Here is a 19,095-nt window from a genome sequence, read left to right as displayed (position 1 = left end):
GCCCACGGCTCGTTCACCGTCGCCACCGGCATCCCGGTCTACTTCTGTGACCCGGCCAGTCCCTGGCAGCGCGGCTCGAACGAGAACACGAACGGCCTGCTCCGCCAGTACTTCCCCAAGGGCACCGACCTGGCCGTTCACACCCCCGAGCACCTGGCCGGCGTCGCAGCCGAACTCAACGGCCGCCCACGCAAAACGCTCGGCTGGGAGACCCCAGCCGAGCGCCTGCATAAACTGCTCGCGGCCTAGACAACCGACCACGTGTTGCAACGACCCCTAGAAACCGCCAGCCGCAGGGGGCCGGAACACGCTCCGCAAAGCGATGTGGCGAGTCGACACGATCGCAGGAGGCCGTGCGGTTGCCGGCGGTGTCCGCGCTGGTGGAGGGCAGGAACCGGGCGGAGGTCACGGCGTTGTCCAAGGTGTCGGTCAGAGCCGTGGACACTGGCACTGCAGGCAGGCGGGGTCACTTGCAGGTGACGTCGGTGGGTGCGTCGTGGGTGAGGGCGCAGATCATCTTCTCGCCGCGCCCATGGGGGTACTTGGCGAGGAGTTCGGCCTGGAAGTCCTTCCACTGACGCTTGATGTCATCGGTCGCCACGCTCTCGGCGTGCTTTCCGTTGTCGTCGATGTTGGCCCGCGAGCCTTCCTTGCTGAGGCCGCCGCCCTTGCCCTTGACGTCGTAGTGGTTGATGCGGCCGGTGCAGTTGTTGTGCTGCTTTTGGTCTTCGGGCTCGTACTCCCCAGGAGCGCAGCCGGTGGCCAGGTCCGGGGTCTTGTTGATCTCCTTGGTGGCCTCCGCCTTCCACGTGGCCGTGGATTGGTTGTTGTAGGTGCGCAGGGTGAAGAAGGGCGCGGGCGCCGTCTTCTGCAGCCCGGGCGGGTTCGTCACGCTGATGGGCTGGTTCGGATCGGCGTGGTCGGTCCAGTTGCTGTGGGCGTAGAAGTCCTCGATGGCGTGCCAGGCGCGTCCGAGGTGCTCGAAGACTTCGCACTTGGCGCGGCCGGGTTGGTCGTTGTACTTGCACCGGGAGCTGAGGTCGACGTCTTTGGTGTTGATGTTGCCCTTGGAGTCGACGAGTCCGTCGGCGGCGGCCACTGCGCTGTGGAACTCCTCGACGGAGGTCTGGACGCAGGCGAGGAGCTCGTCGGTGGCCTGTTGCCTGGTGCGCGGGTATTGGCCCCCCTTGAGGTAGTCCGCCTTGAGGTAGTCCGCATCGTCGCAGTGGTAGCGGGTCTGATTGGGGTAGTAGTCGCCCTTGTCGCTGCCCCGGATGGCGCCCCACTCGCCGTTCTTGACGTCGAGGTCGCCTGCGGCCATCGCTTCGAGTGACTTCGGCTGGAAGTCGGGCAATGCTCCCTTGGTGATCGTGGTGTGCGTACCAGGGCCGAAGGCGTGCGCGGGGGCGGCGACGGCCGGGATGTAGGCCAGTGCCGCGGTGATGGCGAGAGCTGTGCGTGTGCGCCACGGCCGGCGGTGGCGTGCGGGGCGGGTCATGGCGAAACGGGGGGCGGAAGAGGCGTTCATGGCTGCTCCCTGAGGACGGGCACGGACGTTCGTGCCGAACGGAGAACCCAAAGCGACCAAGACCTGTGACCGGTCGCCTCCTTGCCTCAGCATGGCCCAGGAGTACTCCGAACAGCCTTCCTGATTGCCCCATTGGAGGGGTCTTCCGCCACGCCGTCGACTCCCACCCGCCGGCACACCGCCACCCCCTGAACCCACCCCCGCCCGCACATCCCGCTTGACCAGCAGAAATGCAGATCGCCCCTCACAAACCTGTGAGGGGCGATCCACGTCTCCAGACAACAAAACGGCCGGTCAACCCGACATTCTGTCGGATCGACCGGCCGCATTGGGTCGGATGACCTATGTGCGCGAGGGGGGAGTTGAACCCCCACGCCCTTTCGGGCACTGGAACCTGAATCCAGCGCGTCTGCCTATTCCGCCACCCGCGCATCTGGGTGATGTGGAATAGCTTAGCCCATCCGCGGGGGTGCTCCGAACCAGGTGGGAGGCGTCAGCGGGCGAGCTGCTCGACGATCCAGTCGACCAGCACGCGGGAGACGTGGCTGTGCTCGGTGTTGGCGTCGTCGAACTTGACGTCGTCCAGGTGGCCGTTCTCCAGGGCGGCGTCGGAGATCGCGGCGGCCGGGTCGACGTCCCACTTCACCGGGTCGAAGTCCAGCGCCACCGCGCTGACGGCCGGGACGAAGGTGCCGCTGCGGTACTCCTCGGAGATCTTCGCCTTGAGGGCAGTCGCGACCTTGCCGAAGGAGTCCAGGGTGCCGCCGGGGACGGCGTCCAGCGCCGGGACCTCGGTGGTGGTGGTGCGGCGCACGGTGAGCGCGAGGTGCATGCCGCCGACCGGCTGCTTCTCGCCCTTGTTCGGCTGGAAGCGGGCCGTGGCGCTGGCGAACAGGGCCTGCCAGTCGAACGCCACCTCGCCCGCCGGCAGCGGGAGGCCGACGCCGTCGCGCCGACCGTTGGAGACGCCGAGCTTGCGCGGGATCTGCGGGAAGTTGCCGACCCGGTCGAGGTCGGCGAGGAACTCCTTGCGCAGCTGGCTGGAGGTGGCCACCGGGCCCTCGTACTTCGAGTTCTCGACCCACGCCCAGAGCAGCTGCTGGGCGGCGGGGCTGCGGATCAGGTCGGCCTGCTTGACGCCGTCCGGGCCGGCCGGGGTGAAGCCCTCGAAGAAGTAGGCCATCTGCTGGAGGATCAGCGGGATCCAGGCGCCGTTGTGCGGGGAGTCGAAGGAGAGGTACGTCGCCGTCTCGTGGTCCACGGTCGCCGTCTCCAGCTTGGCGAGCGCGTAGCGGGTGATGATGCCGCCCATGCTCACCCCGCCGACGGTCAGCCGCTCGTCGCCCTTGCGTTCGGCGATGGCCCGGAGGATGGCCGCGATCGCGACCTCGGCGTTGGCCTGGATGTGGGTGTGACGCTCGGTGAAGCCGACCAGGACGATGTCGTAGCCCCGGCTGAGCAGTTGGTCGAAGAGGCCCGGCCCACCGTCGGCGGCGGTGCTGAAGTAGGCGAAGAGGCCGGGGAGGTCGCTCGGGCCGTAGTTGAAGCCGTCCGCGAAGATGAAGGGCTTCCGCAGACCGAACTTCGGGTTGGCGTAGTAGACCGCCGCCTGCCCGGTCGCCGTCTGCCCCTCGTACGGCGAGCCGGTCAGCTCCCACGTCACGTCGGCGGCGCGACCGGCGGCCTCGCCCGACAGCGCACTGGTGAACCAGACGCCGGGCGTGAGCGAGTTGGCGATCTCCGCCAACTCGGACTTGCTGGGCTCCCCCTGACCTTCACTGAGGGCCGTCAGCGCTACGTCGATACGGGGTTCTTGTGCCATGGGAGTACCGCCTCGGTCGATGCGAGCAGGTCATGTGCGCACAGTGATGGACCGTAGTGGCCTGGTTACTCAAGGCACCACCGACGCACCGGAACTGATCGGAATCGTTCGGGTGCGGCGGCGTTTGATCGACTAGAGGGGGAACTCGCCGTCGCGGACGGCGGCGATGAAGGAGTCCCAGGCGGTGGCGGGGAAGACGAGGGCCGGCCCCTGCGGGTCCTTGGAGTCACGCACCGGGACGGCGTCGGGAAGGAACCCGGGGGCCACCTCGATGCAGTTGCCGCCGTTGTCCCCGCTGTAGCTGCTCTTGCGCCAAGCGAGGGCCACCTCGATGCAGTCGCCGCCGTCCGGGCCGCTGTAGCTGCTCTTGCGCCAGGTCAACACAGCCAACTCCTCGGGGCCTTACGCCGGAAAGTCGCCCTCACGGACGGCCGCCACGAAGGCTTCCCAAGCGGAGGCAGGGAAAACCAGGGCCGGGCCCTGCGGGTCCTTGGAATCACGGACCGGGACGGTGTCGGGGAGGGAGCCGAGGGCCACCTCGATGCACTCGCCCCCATCGTCCCCGCTGTAGCTGCTCTTGCGCCAAGCGAGGGCCACCTCGATGCAGTTGCCGCCGTTGTTGCCGCTGTAGCTGCTCTTGCGCCAGGTCAACACAGCCAACTCCTCGGGGCCTTACGCCGGAAAGTCGCCCTCACGGACGGCCGCCACGAAGGCTTCCCAAGCGGAGGCAGGGAAAACCAGGGCCGGGCCCTGCGGGTCCTTGGAATCACGCACGGGGACGAGGCCGGGGAATCCGGGGGCCACCTCGATGCAGTTGCCGCCGTCGTCGTGGCTGTAGCTGCTCTTCTTCCAGACGGCTGCGGCGAGCTCGTTGCTCATCATCCTTGAATCCCTCCAGGGCCTCGGCGATCAGCCGAAGCGAGTCGCTCTCTGACAGGCATTCACCACGAAGCTGGTCATAGCGGCGCTGATGCCTGGCCACGGCCTCCGAATCACCGCTTAGATGCCCCCGATCGAGGCTCTCCGAATACACCAAGCGCTGTCCGTCCGCCAGCTCCAACAACACCATAGCGGTCTTGATGCGAGCCCGACGATTCGTGAACGGCGCCACATGAAGCACGACGTTCGGGAGCTGAGCCACCTTCAGCAGGTGTTCCATCTGGCGCCTCATCACGCCAGGCCCACCCACGACAGTACGGATGGTGCTCTCATCAAGGATGACGAGCAACAACGGCCCGTCAGGTGCGAGAAAGCGACTCTGTCGACCGAGTCGAGCCCTGGTTCGCTCCTCGATCTCCTCCGGGTTGCCCGCCGCAACGCCATTGGCGAAGAGCGCATGCGCGTACTGCCGGCACTGCAACAGGCCGTACATCACGCCGTCCTGGTACGCCCGCATTCCAATGGAGATGGCCTCCACGTCCACGTACTCCTGGAACCAGTCCGGGTGCTCGATCGAGGCGTTCCAGTCGACCCGGCCGTACAGCCGCCTCAACAGGTCGCCGGTGTTCAACAGCCGCTCGATTTCCTCGACTTCCTCGATCGACGGCCTCCGCTTGCCACCCTCGGTGCGCGAGACGACGGTCCGGTCGCAGTGCAGGTGCTTGCTCAGCTCCTCCTGCGTCCAGCCCATCGACTCACGGGCGTAGCGAACCTCCTCGCCGAACATGATCGCGGAGCTCGCCGTCGTCCCCCGCTTGGCCTTCCGTGTCATCGCTGCCCCCTGCTGTGCATCGCACGTCCCGCACGCCGATTTGGCGTCACCGTACCTCCGCAGCCTCGATGATTGACACCAGAACGCAATCATTTGCATGCATAGCGTGATTGCGCACTACCCTCGCGCTCCCCCATCCGCCCCCTTGAGGTGCCCCGCCATGCTCAAAATCCGTACCGCTCCCCGCCCCCGCGCGTTCGCCGCCCGCCTCGACTCGCAGACCGAATCCACGCCCATCGCCCGGCAGTTGCTCCGCGCCTACCTCGCCGCGCTCCCCACCGGCGACCGCTACCGCGACACCGCCGAACTCCTCCTCGGCGAACTCTTCGCCAACGCCGTCCAGCACACCGACGCCCCCACCGACCGCCTCATCGAAATCCGCTTCTCCCTCACCCCCGACCACCGCCTCCGACTCGAAGTCCACGACGCCGGCACCGGCCGCCCCTCCCTCCGCACCCCCACCCCCGACGACGAACACGGACGCGGCGTCCTCCTCGTCAACGAACTCGCCGAGAAGTGGGGCTGCTGCCCCCGCGCCGGCGGCATCGGCAAATTCGTCTGGGCCCTCATCGCCCCCACGCCCCCCACCTCCACCCTCCTCGCCGTCTGAACAGGTGCCCACCATGCGACTCCCCCTCACCGCCCGGCACCTCTTCGACACCGGCTCCACCCCCGCCGACGCCTACGCCACCCTCGCCCGCCGCACCCGCCAACCCCTCCGATCCGCCCGCGCCGTCTGCATCGCCCTCGGCATCCCCGCCACCGACACGGAGCGCCGCCTCGACGACTGCTACGACGCCCTGCTCGCCAGCCCCCGCCCCGGATCCGAGGCCGACACCGGCGAACTCCTCGAAGCCCTCGGCGTCTTCGACATCCCCAAGACCCCCGACGACCGCGACCTCGCCATCATCGAACTGCTCATCACCGCCATCGACGCCCACGGCAGCATCCGCGCCGGCCACCACCACGGCCTCACCCGCTGGTTCACCACCGGCAACCTCACCACCGCCTACCTCTCCCTCACCGCCACCCAACCCCGCCCCACCACCGGCGACCCCACCCACTACTGGACCACCCTCACCACCGCCGGCGAACTCCTCACAGCCCGCCCCTCCCCCGACCCCCGCCTCAAACCCGCCCTCACCCACGCCCGCACCCAAGCCCGCACCCAAGCCCAAGCCGCCCGCGAAACCCACCCCTAAACACCAGAAGTCGACCCCACCGACTTCCTGCGCGGGTGCCGGAACCTGATGACCGCCGACGGCACCCCCGACACCGCGCCCGGCTACCTGGCCTCCGGCGTCGTCGCCCTGGCTCCGCTGCGGCACCTCGCCCTCAAGGCGATCACCGACGAACCCCAGGCGAACAAGTTCGCACTCAGGGTTTCAGTGGCGATCGCCGAGGCTCGCGACCACGGCGGCCAGCCGGTCCATGGCGTGCGCCACACCGAGCCCGTCCATGTAGTCGCGGACGTGCACGATCCGGCCGTTGCGGACCCGGATCACCAGGAGGCCGGGAATGCTGAAGGTCCGCCCGGTCGTGGTCACGGTCCCGGTGACGACCTGCTCGACGGTGATCACCTCGGAGTCGGTGCTCTCGTGCACGGCGACTTCGCGGATCTCCTGCGGTTGCGCCGGGCTGGCGCCCCAGGCCGCCCGGTAGCCCGCGCGGACCTCCTCGCGTCCCTGGTAGCGCGTCGGCATGCCGGGGGAAAGGAACGGGAACTCGTGGACGGCATCGACGGTGTAGAGATCGGCCAGGTCGTCCGCAGACTTGTCGAGCATCGCCCGCTGGTAACGGGCCAGGACCTCACGAGGGCCAGGGCTGGCGGGGGTGGTATCCGGCATGGCGCTTGGGCTCCGTTCGGTCACCACGCGGCCGAGCTCTGTCGAGCGATGGGCCGGGACTTCGGGCGTGCGGATGTGGCCACGGCCCCCAAGATCCGCTTGTGACAGCCGACTTGGAGGCCAGCTTGATCGCACCTTACGTGAAGGTCGACGGCGGGATCGGAAGAACGCGATGGATGGGACCCCGAATCCGTCGGCGTCGGCGAGATCCACCTCGACGGCGAGCCCTTCCCCGTCGAGATCCACCACAGCCTCGGCTGCCGCAGTGCCCTGATCCCCCGAGTCTCCGGTCAGGAGGGCTACGTGATCGTCACCGCACCCGACGAGCACCGGGCGTTCGTCCTCGATCCGGCCCTTCAGCCCCCGTCGGCGTTCTGACGTTGCCTCAACACATCACCCCAAGGTGGGGTTTGGCTCAATGAACCCCACCTTCCGTGCCGAGAAGCGAACGGGGTGGCGGCGCTGAGGGCTGCCACCCCGCCGACCTCTCGGCGCCCAAGGGATCACGCGGGGATCACGCGGGGATCAGGCCGGGATCACGCGGGCGGGATCGGGCCGAGGTAGGTGCCGCCGGAGGCGTCGATGGTCTGGCCGGTCACCCAGCGGCCCTGCGGGCCCGCCAGGAAGCCCACCACGTCGGCGACGTCCTCCGGCTGGCCGATCCGGCCGAGCGCGGTGATCGATTCGAGCCCGGCCATCGCCTCGGGGACGCCCGTCCACGGGGACGTCATGTCGGTGAGGATCACCCCGGGGTTGACGGTGTTCACGGTGATCCCGCGCCGGCCGAGCTCGTTGGCGAGCGGTGCGGCGAGGGCGACCAGCGCCGCCTTGCTGACGGTGTAGCCGATCTGCACCGGGGAGCCGATCCGGGCGGCCGCCGAGGCCATGTTGACGATCCGCCCGCCGTCCCGCAGCAGCGGAATCGCCCGCTGGATCACGAAGACCGGTGTGCGCACGTTGATCGCCATCAACCGGTCGAACTCCTCCTCCGTGAGCTGCCCGATCGACCCGGCCAGGTGGATGCCCGCGTTGTTGACCAGGATGTCCAGGCCGGCCCCACCGTCCTCACCGGGCTCGCCGTGCTCCGCCAGCCCGGCGGCGAGGCCCTCGAACAGCTGGTCCAGCGCGCCGCTCTCGCCGAACCGGGCCCGCACCGCGAACGCCCGACCGCCGGCCTTGGCGATCAGCTCCACGGTCTCCGCGGCGGCCGCCTCGTTGCCGCCGTAGTGGACCGCGACCAGCGCCCCGTCGGCGGCGAGCCGCTGCGCCACCGCCCGGCCGATGCCGCGCGATCCGCCCGTCACCAGTGCGGTCCTGCCGTCCAGTTCGCCCACGATCGCCTCTTCCCTCGCGCCGGCCCCGGTCGGATCCGGGGCCGGTCTCCCGCCGTCACGACCCGATGCCGGACAACCCTTCATGTATGCCCGGGGCCGGAGAGCTGATGCCGACCGCCCGCACGACCACCCCCCCTCGCCCCGCTCGACCACCCCCCTCGACCACCTGCTCAGGCCCGGAACAGCGGCTCGTAGGCGCCGCCCTCCTCGGCGTTGAGCAGCACGTACGCAGGCCCGAGCCCGACCGCGACCTCCCGCAGCCGGGCCAACGCCACCGCCACGCCGGGCACTTCGAGGCCGAGCGCGGCGGCGGCCGCGTCCCGCTCCGTGTACAGACCGGGCTCGTCCTCCAGGTACTCCTCGGCGGCCTGCGCGCTCTCCTCCACCGTCAGCCGCGGGCAGTCCCGCCACCACGGCACGGCCAGCAGCAGCCGGACCAGCTCCGGCAGCCCGACGGCCAGCACCGCCGCGCCGCCCTCCGAGTCGGCGTACAGGACGGGACGCTCCTCGCCGCCCTCCCCGCACAGGAAGAAGGTGCCGCCCGCGCCGTCCTTGGCCACCGGCTCCAGGGCCTCCCCGGAGGCGAGCACCACCTCCTCGACGTGCGGGTAGTGGTCGAGGCTGAGATCGCCCGGCCAGGCCAGGTAGTCGAGGGCGGCGGGGTTGGCGCGGATCGCGTCGAGCAGCGGGGTCGTCGGCATGGCCGCCACCCTAGGTCGCCCCGGTGACACTCACCCCGCCGGCCGCTCGGGGGTGTTCGCCGCCGCTCGCCTCCGACTCGCCCCGGGTGGGGAGTTGATCTCTACCGCGCAGCCGTTGTTGGGTGGCTCCTGTTGCTCTGACCCCCAGCGGCGAAGGAATGTGACACGGTGGACGAGAAATTACCTCCGGACGAGCGGGCCGCACTGTTCGAGGCGCAGCAGCCCCGGCTGCGGGCCGTGGCGTACCGGATGCTCGGCTCGGTGAGCGAGGCCGAGGACGCCGTCCACGAGGCCTGGCTGCGCTACGACCGCACCGACGCCTCCGACGTGCAGAACCTCCCCGGCTGGCTGACCACGGTCGTCTCGCGGGTCTGCCTCAACCTGCTGCGCGGCCGGGAACTGCGCCGCGAGGAACCGCCGGAGGCCGAGGCGGGTGCGCCGGGCCCGGCGCGCATCCCGGACCCGCTGCTGCGGCGCGAGGGGGCGGCCGACCCCGGGCAGGAGGTACTGCTCGGGGACTCGGTGGGCCTGGCCCTGATGGTGGTGCTGGAGTCGCTGGCCCCGGCCGAACGGATCGCCTTCGTGCTGCACGACCTGTTCGCGGTGCCGTTCGCCGAGATCGCCCCGCTGATCGAGCGGACGGCGGCCGGGACCCGCCAACTGGCCGACCGGGCCCGCCGCCGGGTTCAGGACCAGGCACCGGCGCCCGACCCGGACCCGGGCCGCCAGCGGGCCGCCGTGGACGGCTTCTTCGCGGCCGCCCGCGCCGGCGACCTGGGCGCTCTGGTGGCCGCGCTCGCCCCGGGCGTGGTGCTGCGCTCGGACGGCGGCGAGGTGCGGGCCGGGCACCCGGTGGTGCTGGCGGGCGCGGCCGCGGTGGCCGACCAGCCGGTGCTGTGGGGCGGGCTGTCGCCGTTCGCCCGCCCGGCGCTGGTCAACGGCGCCGCGGGCGCGGTGGCGATCGGCGAGGGCGGACGGCCGCTGTCGGTCATGGCGTTCACCGTGGTGGACGGTGCGATCGCGGCGATCGAGGTGCTCACCGATCCGGAGCGGCTGGCGGCGCTGGACCTCTCGGCGTTCCGCGACTGAACGTAGCGGGCGAGGTTCCGCTGCTGAACCTGGCGGGCGAGAGGGAGGCCGACCGCCCTCTCACCCGCCCGCGCCGGTCGACGCCGCGCGTCCTCGGGACGCGCCGTCACCAGCCCTGCGCGGCGACCCAGTCGGCGAGGTGGCGGGCGCACCCGTCGACCGACTCGCGCCAGGTGTGGCTCGCGCCCTCGCCGGCCTCGTCGCTGACGTGCTTGACCAGGCGCACCGGCACCCCGAAGCGGTGCGCGACGGCGGCGACGGCGTAGCCCTCCATGTCGACCAGGTCGGCGTGCTCGGCGAGCCGGTCGCGGGCCGCCGGGTCGGAGACGAAGAGGTCGCCGGTGGCCAGCACCGGCCCGTCGCCCTTGCCGACCACCAGCGGGGCGCCGTAGCTGCGGCCGGTGAGCGCCAGCAGGGCCGGGGTGTCGAGGTCGTGCTGGATGACCTGGACGACGTGGTGGGTGCCCTCCCAGCCGGGGCGCAGCGCGCCGGCCGTGCCGAGGTTGATCACCTCGGACGGCTTCTCGCCCTGGGCGAGGACGGTGGCCAGCGCGGCGGTGGCGTTGATCTTCCCTATTCCGGTGAGCAGGACGGGCAGCCGGTCGTCGAGGTGGGCGGCTTCCTCGCGCACGGCGACGACGAGCAGCGGGCGGTCGGGCGTGATCGTTCCAAGCAGGCGCATGCTTCCCATCGTACGGAGGGTGTCCGCCGAAACCGGGTGCACCGACCGCGCCGGGGCCGGTGGCGTCACGGCGGGATCGCCCCCGCCGCCGGACCGGGGGTCCGTCCTCGGCTCCCCGCGTGCCGACGCGGCAACCGGACCTCACCCCTCCGGCCTGTCCGAGGAACCGCATAGGGTGCATCCCGCGTCGGACGGTTCACCGCCGGCCGCCGGGAGGCGGGGCCCCGGAGGCGTGCCGGAACCGTGCGCGGCGCGTGCGGGGCAAGCTCAAGATCGGCGCAATTCGGGTGTGGCCACGGGGAGTCACGGCCATACTGCTGGCATCGGCCGGGCCCCGGACAGCGGGCCCGACCCCTGGGGAGGATGAGGCGGGTGGCAACACCAGTAGGTAACGGCGCACCGGGCGCCGTGGTCCCGGCACGGCCGAGCGGCCCGCCGGGCACGGCACCGGCCCTGCCGGGCGTCCGGGGCGTCCCGGCGTCCGGACCCGGCGCCACGCCGGCCCGGCGGCCGCCTGCCGGGCCCCCGCCGCGCGGCCTGTCCCGCCTGCGGGCCCGGCTGACGGACGCCACCCGGACGGCGCCGGGCCGGCTGCGGCTGGCCGGGGCGGTGCTCGCCGTGCTGACCGTGGCCTTCGGCGCGCTGACCGCCTGGCAGTTGGAGACCAAGGCGGAGGCCGCCAACCGGGTGGTCCGGCACAGCCAGCCGCTGAGCAAGGACGCGGCCGACATCCACCGCCTGCTGGCCCACGCCGACACCACCGCGGCCACCGGCTTCCTGCTCGCCGGGGAGGAGACGAAGACCATGCGCGGCGACTACGAGAACGATCTGGCCTCGGCCACCGGCCTGATCGCCAAGGCCGCCGCGCAGACCACCATCGACTCCCCCGCGTACCAGAAGCTCACCGAGCTGAACAAGCAACTCCCCGTCTACGCCGGCCTGGTGGAGACCGCTCGGGCGAACAACCGGCTGGGCCTGCCGCTCGGCGGCGCTTACCTGCGGTACGCCTCCGAGCAGATGCAGGGCACCCTGCTGCAGCGCGCCGCCGAGCTGACCGCCATCGAGAACGACGAGCTGGACAAGGACTACGCCGAGGCGAAGTCCAGCCCGTGGGCCGCGTACGGCCTGGGGGTGCTCACCCTCGGCGCTCTGGTCTGGGTGCAGGTGACGCTGTTCCGCCGCACCAACCGGGTGTTCAACCCCGGCCTGCTCGGGGCCACCGCAGCCGTCCTGGCCGGGGCGCTCTGGCTGGCCGTCACCGGCCTGACCACCAACGCCGCGCTCCAGCAGAGCTGGAAGCAGGGCGCGCAGCCGCTGCGGGCGCTCAACACCGCCCGGGTGCAGGTGCTTTCCGCCCGACTGGCGGAGAACCTGAACCTCGTCGCCCGCGGCTCCACCACCGCGTACGCGGACCAGTGGACGACGATCACCCAGCAGCTCGCCGGGAGCGAGCCCGCGAACGTCCCGATGGAGCAGCACTCCGGCTCGCTGCGCCAGGCCCTCGACCTGGCCCCCGCGGACGCCCGGAAGCAGATCGGCGACGCCGACCGGCAGTACGAGACGTGGCGCGCCCGGCACGACGCGGCCCACACCCTGGAGACCCAGCAGGCCGACTACCAGGGCGCGCTGCAGGCGACCGTGACGGCGGACCCGGCCGCCGAGGCGAACACCGCGGACGGCGCCTTCAAGGCCACCGACGGGGCGCTCGACCTGGCCGCCACCACCGAACAGGAGCACTTCGAGCGCTCCGCCAAGGGCGCCGAGGGCGACCTCCGGCTCGCCGCCCTCGCGGCCGCGCTGCTCGGCGTGGCGGCCGCGGCCGCCGCACTGCGCGGCCTGGGCCGGCGACTGGCCGAGTACCGGTAGAGGGGGGAACGGACACATGCGCAGGAGATCCGTACGCACCAGGCCGGCCGCCGCGCTGGCGCTGCTGGCCGCCGGCGCGGCCGTGCTCGGCGGGGGCGGGCCGTCCGGCGCCGTGCCCGCGGCCGCCACGGGCGCACCGCAGGCCGTCCGGTCGACCGGGCAGGAACAGGCCGGGCAGGAAGAGGCCGAGTCCTGCGACCTGACCAGTACCGTGCCGCCGAGCTCCGTGGACGGCACGGCGGTGAAGGCCATCAAGGCCAAGGGCACCCTGATCATCGGCGTGGACCAGAACAGCTACCGCTGGGGCGCCCGCAACCCGAACACCGGTGAGCTCGAAGGCTTCGACATCGACCTCGCGAGGGCGATCGGCGCGGCCATCATGGACAACCCGACCAAGGTGGTGCTCAAGCCGGTGTCGACCGCCGGCCGGATCGACGCCCTCACGGGCAACCAGGTCGACCTGATCGTGCGCACCATGACGGTCAGCTGCGCCAACCTGAAGAAGGTCGCCTTCTCCCGGTCGTACTTCAACATCAAGCAGCGGGTCCTGGTGCCCCGGTCGTCCACCGCCAAGAACCTCGACGAGGCGATCGGCGGCAAGACGGTCTGCGCCGCGGACGGCTCGGTGGCCAAGGACGTGCTGAACGCGAAGAAGACCGCCAAGCAGCTCGTCCTGGTGACCAACCAGCTCGACTGCCTGGTCCGCATGCAGCTCGGCAAGGTCGACGCCACCATGACCGACGACGAACTGGCGGTCGGCCAGGCCGCGCAGGACCAGACGGTGAAGGTGGTGGACGGCTTCGAACAGCCGGAGACGATCGGTGTCGCGATGCGCCAGAACAGCACCGACCTCACCGCCCGGGTCAACCAGGTGATCTCCGACTACTACGCGGACAAGCGCTGGCAGAAGTCGTTCGAGCAGTGGGTCCAGCCCTACCTGCCCGAGAATTCCAAGGACCCCGGCCTGTACTGGCCGGCCCGCTGACGCACCGGGCGGCGCACGGGCGCCGGCGGGCCGCTGACGCGGTCTTGACGCCCACCGCCCGCTCCGCCCGAACGGCCACCGGCTAGGGTTCGGGACGATCACCACGGGGAGACCGGTGGTGGGCACGGGGGATGTCGTGGGATCGCACGTCAGGTACGTCGGGATCGCACGCGAGGAAGGAAGGACACGGCGTTGGCGGCTTCGGCTGGCCCGGTACTGAGCCGGGAGGAGGTGGACCGCGCGCTGGCGCGCCTCGGCGCGGAGCGGGACGCGGTCGAGTCGGCGCTGCTCGCCCTCCAGGACCATCCGGGCCTGCGGCTGCTCGACGGCGCCGAACTGGCCGGGCGCACGCTGGAGCGCTGGTCCGTCGCCGGGAAGGGCCTGCCGCTGCTCTGGGCTCTGTTCGACCGCTACGCGGAGGCACTGGCCTCGGCGCGCGCGGTACGGGCCCGCAAGGCCAAGCCCGGCGCGCCCGAACTCGCCGAGCTGAGCGAACTGCTCACCGGCGACGCGGTGACCGTCCCCGGCGGCGCGCTGCCGGACGGCCCGCAGCTGCTCGGCGCGCCCGCCCGGCTGGTCGAGCGGGTCAGCCTGGACGCGCTGATGACCCGGATGAACTCCTGGTACGCCACCGTGCTGGAGGTGGTCAGCGCCGCCGACGCGGTCTGGTCGGCGCTGCCGGCCCGGATCGACCTGCTGCTGGCCGAACTCCACCGGGTGGGCAACCTCGCCGCCTCGCTCGGCGTGCGGGCCGGAAGCCATCCGCTCGCCGACGACCTGGCCGGGCTGGACGCCGACCTCACCGGGCTGCGCGCCGAGGTGCGCGAGGACCCGCTGGCGCTGTGGCGCCCGGCCCGGGTGCCCGCCCAGCGCGGCACCGTGCCGGAGGGCGGCGCCTTCGCCACCCCCGCCGGGGTGGTGGACACCGAGCGGTTCGACCGGGCCGGGCGGGCGCTGGACGGCGTCCGGGTGGAACTGGAGAACCTGCTGCGGCTGCGCGACGACGCCGAGGAGCGCCTTCAGGGCGTCGGCGACCTGCTCCAGCGGGCCGACGCCACCCTGGCCGAGGCCCGCCGGGCACGTGGCGAGGTGCTGGCGAAGATAGCCTCCAGCGACGTCCCGGCGGTGCCCGGGCCGGCCTCGGCGCTGCGCGAACGGATCGTGACGGCGCTGGAGTTGCGCCAGGGCGGGCAGTGGGGCCGGCTGGCGCCGCTGCTGGACACGCTGGAGGACGCCGCCGCCAAGGAGCTGGCCCGGGCCCGGCAGTCGCTCACCGAGGTGACCCAGCCGCTGGCCGTCCGCGCCGAACTGCGCGGCCGGCTGGACGCGTACAAGGCGATGGCCGCCCGGCTGCGGGTCTCCGAGGACCCGGAAGTGATCGAGCGGTACGAGAAGGCGCGCTGGCTGCTGTGGAGCGCGCCCTGCGACCTGCGGGCGGCGGCCGCCGCGGTGGCCCGCTTCCAGCAGTCGCTGCGGCCGGCCCAGGCCGAGGCCGCACAGGAGACGACCGGCCAGACGCCGGTCGACGGACAGGTCCAGGGGGGCTGAGGTTGATGGGCGGGACGTGCGTACGGCCGGAGTGCTCCGGCAACGGCAGGATCGACGCGGACGGCTACTGCGACGAGTGCGGGCTCGCCCCGGCGGGCGGCGGCACCGCGGCCTCGGCCGCGGTGTCCGCCAAGGCTTCCGGGGCCGCCGGGGCGCCGGCCGCCGGCCCCGGCGCGCCCTGCCCGAGGGACTGCTCCGGCACCATCGACGCCGACGGCTACTGCGACGAGTGCGGCCTCACCCCGCCCGGCGGCGACACCGGCGTCACCCAGCCCTACGTCCCGTCCTCCCGGGTCTCCAGCGACTCGGCGCGCAGCGGCTCGATCCGCTCGACCCGCACCGGCTCGGCCCGCTCGATGTCCGGCCGCTCCCGCTCGCACCGCTCGACCCGCACCGGCAGCAGCCGCTCGGTCTCGGTGCGCAGCACTCGCGGCAGCGTCAGCGCGGGCACCCGCAACCGGCTGGGCGCCGGCCTGGTGACGGTGCCGACCGTCGAGACGGCCGACCCGTCGCTGGCGGTGCTGGAGAACCCGGAGGTCCCGGAGCGCAAGCGGTTCTGCTCCAAGTGCGAGACCCCGGTGGGCCGGGAGAAGAACGGTCGGCCGGGCCGCCCGGACGGCTTCTGCACCAAGTGCGGCACGCCGTACTCGTTCACGCCCAAGCTGCGGCGCGGCGACCTGGTCGGCGGGCAGTACGAGGTGGTGGGCTGCCTGGCGCACGGCGGCCTCGGCTGGATCTACCTGGCGATAGACCGGCGGGTCAACGACAAGTGGGTGGTCCTGAAGGGCCTGCTGGACACCGGGGACGAGGACGCGCTCGCCGTGGCCGTCGCCGAGCGCCGCTTCCTGGCCGAGGTGGACCACCCGAACATCGTCCGGATCATCAACTTCGCCGAGCACCTGGACCTCGGCTCCGGCTCCACCGACGGCTACATCGTGATGGAGTACGTCGGCGGCAAGTCGCTCAAGGACATCGCCAACGACCGCCGCACCCCGGACGGCCGGCGCGAGCCGCTGCCCGTCGAGCAGGCGATCGCGTACGCGCTGGAGGCGCTGCCCGCGCTCGGGTACCTGCACGGCCGGGGCCTGATCTACTGCGACTTCAAGATCGACAACGTGATCCAGAGCGGCGACGCACTCAAGATCATCGACATGGGCGCCGTCTGCCGCCTCGACCACGACGGCCCGATCTACGGCACCGTCGGCTACCAGGCCCCGGAGATCGCCACCCACGGCCCCTCCCCCGCCTCCGACCTCTACACCGTGGCCCGCACCCTCGCGGTGCTCACCTTCGACTTCCAGGGCTACAGCACCACCTACCGGGACACCCTGCCCGGCCCCGAGGACGTCGAGGTCTTCGCCCGTTACGAGTCGTACTACCGCTTCCTGGTCCGCGCCACCGACCCGGACCCGGCCCGCCGGTTCTCCTCCGCCGACGAGATGGCCGACCAGCTCACCGGCGTGCTGCGCGAGATCCTCGCCCTCCAGGACGGCCGGGCCCGACCCGCCCTGTCCACCCTCTTCGGCCCCGAACTACGCGTCGTGGACACCGAGTTGGTCATGCCCACCGAGCAGCCCGGACAGCTCCTGGTGACCGCCCTCGACCCGGCCGCCGCCGCCCTCGCGCTGCCCGTCCCGCGCGTCGACCCCGGCGATCCCAACGCCGGCTTCCTCGCCACCCTGCTCGCCACCGACCCCGAGGAGGCGCTCGCCGCCCTGGCCGGCGCGCCCGCCCTCTCCATCGAACGGCGGCTGCGCGAACTGCGCGCCCACCTCGAACTCGGCCGCCGCGCCGCCGCCGAGGAGGCCCTCGACGCCCTGGAGCGGGAGTACCCGGACGACTGGCGGGTCGTCTGGTACCGCGGCCTGGTCGCCCTGGTCGGCGCCGCACACGGGCCGGACGGCCCGGACGGCTCGGACGTCCCCGGCAGCTCGGTCGCCCTGGTCGGCGCCGCGGGCGGCCCGGACGGCCCGGCTTCACCCGACGAGGCCGGGCTGCGCGCCGCCGCCGAAGCCTTCGACGCGGTCTACGACGCCTTCCCCGGCGAGGCCGCCCCCAAGCTGGCCCTCGCCATCTGCGCCGAGCTCCTCGGCGACGGCGGCGACGCCGCCGAGTTCTACCGACTGGTCTGGACCACCGACCCGGCCTACCTCAGTGCCGCCTTCGGGCTCGCCCGGGTCCGGCTGGCCGAGGACGACCGGCCCGGTGCCGTCCGCGTCCTGGAGTCCGTCCCGGCCACCTCCAACCAGTACACCGCCGCCCGGATCGCGGCCGTCCGCGCCCGGCTGCGCGAACGGCCCGCCACCGACCCGCTCGCCGCCGACCTCGGCGCCAGCTCCGACCAGCTGACCGCGCTGCGCCTGGACGACCGCCGCCGCGAGGAACTGGCCGTCGAACTGCTCGGCGCCGCCCTCGGCTGGGTCACCGCGGGCTCGACCGGCGCCCAGCAGGGCGGCGGCACCACGGTGCTGGGACGACCTGCGGTGGAGCGGGAACTGCGCTTCGCCCTGGAACAGTCCTACCGGGTACTCGCCCGGTTGGCCGACCGGGCCGAGACCAGGATCGAGATGGTGGAGCGGGCCAACCGCGCCCGCCCCAGGACGTGGGTGTAGCCGATGCCGCAGCAGACCGTGTGCCCGAGCTGTTCCGAACCGCTGGAGCCGGAGGACGCCTACTGCGGCGCCTGCGGCGCCAGCCGGGACGGCCGGACCGCCCCGGGCGCGATGCCCGCGAACTGGGCCACCGCCCGGGCCGAGGGCGCCCCGCCCCAGCACGGGCCGGTCTGCGCGCACTGCGGGCTGCCGCAGGTCACCGCGGACGGCTACTGCGAGGCGTGCGGCGGCGCCCAGCCGCGCCCGCGCGACCACATGGAGAAGTCCCTCGCGGGCGTCGCCGGGGTCAGTGACCGCGGCCTGCGCCACCACCGCAACGAGGACTCCTTCACCATCGCCGCCACCTCGCTGCCCGGCGGCGAGCCCGTCGTGGTCGCCGTGGTCTGCGACGGCGTCTCCTCCTCCGACCGGCCGGACGAGGCCTCCGAGACCGCCGTCGACGCCGCCTCCGAGTCGCTGCTGAGCGCCCTGGAGGCGGGCCGCGAACCCACCGCCGCCATGCGCCAGGCCATCGCCGACGCCGCCGGGGCCGTCGCCGACCTCGCCCAGACCGGCCCCGGGCCCGCCCGGCCCGACCTCAACGCGCCCGCCTGCACCTACGTCAGCGCCATAGCCTCCGGCGGCCGGATCACCATCGGCTGGGTCGGCGACACCCGCGCCTACTGGATCCCGGACGACCGCGCCGGCGCCGAGCCCTTCCGGCTCACCCAGGACGACTCCTGGGCGGCCCGGATGGTCGAGGCCGGGCTGATGAGCGAGGCCGAGGCGTACGCCGACCCGCGCGCCCACGCGATCACCGGGTGGCTCGGCGCCGACGCCGAGGAGGTCGTCCCACACACCCTCGACTTCACGCCGCACGTCCCCGGGGTGCTGCTGATCTGCACCGACGGGCTGTGGAACTACGCCGAGGCCGCCACCGACCTGGCGTACTTCGTCCGGCCGGACGCCCGCGCCGAGCCGCTCGCGGCGGCGCAGACCCTGGTGAAGTTCGCGGTCGCCGCCGGCGGCCACGACAACATCACCGTCGCCGTCCTGCCGATCGACCCGCCGGCCGCGGGCGCCGGTGCCGAGGACCGGAGCGAGGGCGAGGACGAGGACGACCCCCGGACCGCCACCGCGCTCGACCTGCCGCTGATCACCGCGGCGGGTGCCAGGCGCGCCGCCGAGGAGGACGAGGACTACGAGCCGACCCTGCCGGACCTCCCGGTGATCGGCTCCCCCGCCGCACCGCTGCCCCCCGCCGCCCCGCCGGCACCGCCCGCCACTCCCGCCGCACCCACCGTCCCCCCGCAGCCGCCGCACCCGCCGACGGCCTGACCGGACGCCGCCCGCCCGGGGTCAACCCCGGCGGTCACCCGGCCCGCCGGCCC

Annotated in this window: 19 protein-coding genes and 1 tRNA gene; 9 read left to right on the top strand and 11 right to left on the bottom strand. The window is 72.6% G+C overall.

The genetic code is table 11. From position 1 onward, the window contains the following. Positions 1-249: IS30 family transposase (locus ABT015_RS32305; protein WP_350885505.1), on the top strand; the 249-nt coding region annotated here is incomplete at its 5' end. 217 nt (positions 250-466) lie between these two features. Here the strand turns inward: ABT015_RS32305 and ABT015_RS32300 are convergent. The 7 genes from ABT015_RS32300 to ABT015_RS32270 all read right to left on the bottom strand — a co-directional run bounded on the left by ABT015_RS32300 (position 467) and on the right by ABT015_RS32270 (position 5,061). Continuing rightward, on the bottom strand, positions 467-1,528 hold the full coding sequence (locus ABT015_RS32300) for a hypothetical protein (RefSeq protein WP_350885503.1): 1,062 nt from the start codon (positions 1,526-1,528) through the stop codon (positions 467-469). A gap of 347 nt (positions 1,529-1,875) precedes the next feature. Further along, positions 1,876-1,959 (bottom strand) — tRNA-Leu (locus tag ABT015_RS32295). A gap of 62 nt (positions 1,960-2,021) precedes the next feature. Further along, a complete protein-coding gene (locus ABT015_RS32290) occupies positions 2,022-3,350 on the bottom strand; it encodes an alpha/beta hydrolase (protein WP_350885501.1) in 1,329 nt (442 codons plus the stop codon). A gap of 132 nt (positions 3,351-3,482) precedes the next feature. Further along, positions 3,483-3,731, bottom strand: coding sequence for a DUF397 domain-containing protein (locus tag ABT015_RS32285; protein WP_350885499.1), 249 nt, complete (start codon positions 3,729-3,731; stop codon positions 3,483-3,485). Between the two features lie 21 nt (positions 3,732-3,752). Beyond that, positions 3,753-4,001 carry a DUF397 domain-containing protein gene (locus ABT015_RS32280; protein WP_350885497.1) on the bottom strand — a complete coding sequence of 83 codons (249 nt, stop codon included), beginning with the start codon at positions 3,999-4,001 and terminating at the stop codon, positions 3,753-3,755. A gap of 21 nt (positions 4,002-4,022) precedes the next feature. Continuing rightward, positions 4,023-4,154: a DUF397 domain-containing protein gene (locus ABT015_RS32275; RefSeq protein WP_350885495.1), complete on the bottom strand. Its 132-nt coding sequence runs from the start codon at positions 4,152-4,154 to the stop codon at positions 4,023-4,025. Continuing rightward, positions 4,117-5,061 carry a helix-turn-helix domain-containing protein gene (locus tag ABT015_RS32270; RefSeq protein WP_350885493.1) on the bottom strand — a complete coding sequence of 315 codons (945 nt, stop codon included), beginning with the start codon at positions 5,059-5,061 and terminating at the stop codon, positions 4,117-4,119. Before ABT015_RS32270 ends, ABT015_RS32275 begins: the two co-directional genes overlap by 38 nt. A gap of 160 nt (positions 5,062-5,221) precedes the next feature. On the opposite strand from ABT015_RS32270, the gene ABT015_RS32265 reads away from it, so the two are divergent. Together ABT015_RS32265 and ABT015_RS32260 are read left to right on the top strand one after the other, a co-directional pair. Beyond that, a complete protein-coding gene (locus tag ABT015_RS32265; RefSeq protein ID WP_350885491.1) occupies positions 5,222-5,671 on the top strand; it encodes an ATP-binding protein in 450 nt (149 codons plus the stop codon). A 13-nt stretch (positions 5,672-5,684) separates the two neighbouring features. Continuing rightward, positions 5,685-6,263, top strand: coding sequence for a hypothetical protein (locus tag ABT015_RS32260; protein ID WP_350885489.1), 579 nt, complete (start codon positions 5,685-5,687; stop codon positions 6,261-6,263). 183 nt (positions 6,264-6,446) lie between these two features. Here ABT015_RS32260 and ABT015_RS32255 read toward each other — a convergent pair whose 3' ends face one another. From ABT015_RS32255 to ABT015_RS32245, 3 genes are all read right to left on the bottom strand, one after another. Beyond that, a complete protein-coding gene (locus ABT015_RS32255) occupies positions 6,447-6,908 on the bottom strand; it encodes a nuclear transport factor 2 family protein (protein ID WP_350885487.1) in 462 nt (153 codons plus the stop codon). Positions 6,909-7,444: 536 nt separating this feature from the next. Then, entirely contained in the window at positions 7,445-8,242 is a 798-nt protein-coding gene (locus tag ABT015_RS32250; protein ID WP_350885485.1) for an SDR family NAD(P)-dependent oxidoreductase, read from the bottom strand. Positions 8,243-8,412: 170 nt separating this feature from the next. Further along, positions 8,413-8,943: a hypothetical protein gene (locus ABT015_RS32245; RefSeq protein WP_350885483.1), complete on the bottom strand. Its 531-nt coding sequence runs from the start codon at positions 8,941-8,943 to the stop codon at positions 8,413-8,415. Between the two features lie 168 nt (positions 8,944-9,111). Here ABT015_RS32245 and ABT015_RS32240 point away from each other — a divergent pair, with 168 nt between their 5' ends. Beyond that, on the top strand, positions 9,112-10,032 hold the full coding sequence (locus ABT015_RS32240; RefSeq protein WP_350885481.1) for a sigma-70 family RNA polymerase sigma factor: 921 nt from the start codon (positions 9,112-9,114) through the stop codon (positions 10,030-10,032). Positions 10,033-10,138: 106 nt separating this feature from the next. Here the strand turns inward: ABT015_RS32240 and ABT015_RS32235 are convergent, their stop codons facing one another. Beyond that, the gene (locus tag ABT015_RS32235; protein ID WP_350885479.1) at positions 10,139-10,714 is read right to left on the bottom strand and encodes a nucleosidase; all 576 of its coding nucleotides are present in this window, start codon (positions 10,712-10,714) and stop codon (positions 10,139-10,141) included. A gap of 372 nt (positions 10,715-11,086) precedes the next feature. Here ABT015_RS32235 and ABT015_RS32230 point away from each other — a divergent pair, with 372 nt between their 5' ends. From ABT015_RS32230 to ABT015_RS32210, 5 genes are all read left to right on the top strand, one after another. Continuing rightward, on the top strand, positions 11,087-12,580 hold the full coding sequence (locus ABT015_RS32230; protein WP_350885477.1) for a GlnX family signal transduction membrane protein: 1,494 nt from the start codon (positions 11,087-11,089) through the stop codon (positions 12,578-12,580). 16 nt (positions 12,581-12,596) lie between these two features. Further along, a complete protein-coding gene (locus tag ABT015_RS32225; protein WP_350885475.1) occupies positions 12,597-13,565 on the top strand; it encodes a transporter substrate-binding domain-containing protein in 969 nt (322 codons plus the stop codon). 192 nt (positions 13,566-13,757) lie between these two features. Continuing rightward, positions 13,758-15,113: a hypothetical protein gene (locus ABT015_RS32220; protein ID WP_350885472.1), complete on the top strand. Its 1,356-nt coding sequence runs from the start codon at positions 13,758-13,760 to the stop codon at positions 15,111-15,113. 5 nt (positions 15,114-15,118) lie between these two features. Next, complete coding sequence (locus tag ABT015_RS32215) at positions 15,119-17,725, top strand: serine/threonine-protein kinase (protein WP_350885470.1); 2,607 nt, start codon at positions 15,119-15,121, stop codon at positions 17,723-17,725. Between the two features lie 3 nt (positions 17,726-17,728). After that, on the top strand, positions 17,729-19,042 hold the full coding sequence (locus ABT015_RS32210; protein WP_350885468.1) for a protein phosphatase 2C domain-containing protein: 1,314 nt from the start codon (positions 17,729-17,731) through the stop codon (positions 19,040-19,042). Positions 19,043-19,095 lie beyond the last annotated feature (53 nt).

It is taken from the genome of Kitasatospora sp. NPDC094016, from assembly GCF_040304045.1.
Lineage (GTDB): Bacteria > Actinomycetota > Actinomycetes > Streptomycetales > Streptomycetaceae > Kitasatospora.
Note: the sequence above shows the minus strand (reverse complement) of the source record. Positions and strands in the feature narration are given on the sequence as shown.

What these genes read in the sequence shown, in the direction of transcription:
- ABT015_RS32210 (WP_350885468.1), top strand. Translation starts at nt 17,729, where the DNA reads ATGCCGCAGCAGACCGTGTGCCCGAGCTGTTCCGAACCGCTGGAGCCG.
- ABT015_RS32260 (WP_350885489.1), top strand. Translation starts at nt 5,685, where the DNA reads ATGCGACTCCCCCTCACCGCCCGGCACCTCTTCGACACCGGCTCCACC.
- ABT015_RS32270 (WP_350885493.1), bottom strand. Translation starts at nt 5,061, where the DNA reads ATGACACGGAAGGCCAAGCGGGGGACGACGGCGAGCTCCGCGATCATG.
- ABT015_RS32245 (WP_350885483.1), bottom strand. Translation starts at nt 8,943, where the DNA reads ATGCCGACGACCCCGCTGCTCGACGCGATCCGCGCCAACCCCGCCGCC.
- ABT015_RS32255 (WP_350885487.1), bottom strand. Translation starts at nt 6,908, where the DNA reads ATGCCGGATACCACCCCCGCCAGCCCTGGCCCTCGTGAGGTCCTGGCC.
- ABT015_RS32235 (WP_350885479.1), bottom strand. Translation starts at nt 10,714, where the DNA reads ATGCGCCTGCTTGGAACGATCACGCCCGACCGCCCGCTGCTCGTCGTC.
- ABT015_RS32290 (WP_350885501.1), bottom strand. Translation starts at nt 3,350, where the DNA reads ATGGCACAAGAACCCCGTATCGACGTAGCGCTGACGGCCCTCAGTGAA.
- ABT015_RS32215 (WP_350885470.1), top strand. Translation starts at nt 15,119, where the DNA reads ATGGGCGGGACGTGCGTACGGCCGGAGTGCTCCGGCAACGGCAGGATC.
- ABT015_RS32300 (WP_350885503.1), bottom strand. Translation starts at nt 1,528, where the DNA reads ATGAACGCCTCTTCCGCCCCCCGTTTCGCCATGACCCGCCCCGCACGC.
- ABT015_RS32225 (WP_350885475.1), top strand. Translation starts at nt 12,597, where the DNA reads ATGCGCAGGAGATCCGTACGCACCAGGCCGGCCGCCGCGCTGGCGCTG.
- ABT015_RS32265 (WP_350885491.1), top strand. Translation starts at nt 5,222, where the DNA reads ATGCTCAAAATCCGTACCGCTCCCCGCCCCCGCGCGTTCGCCGCCCGC.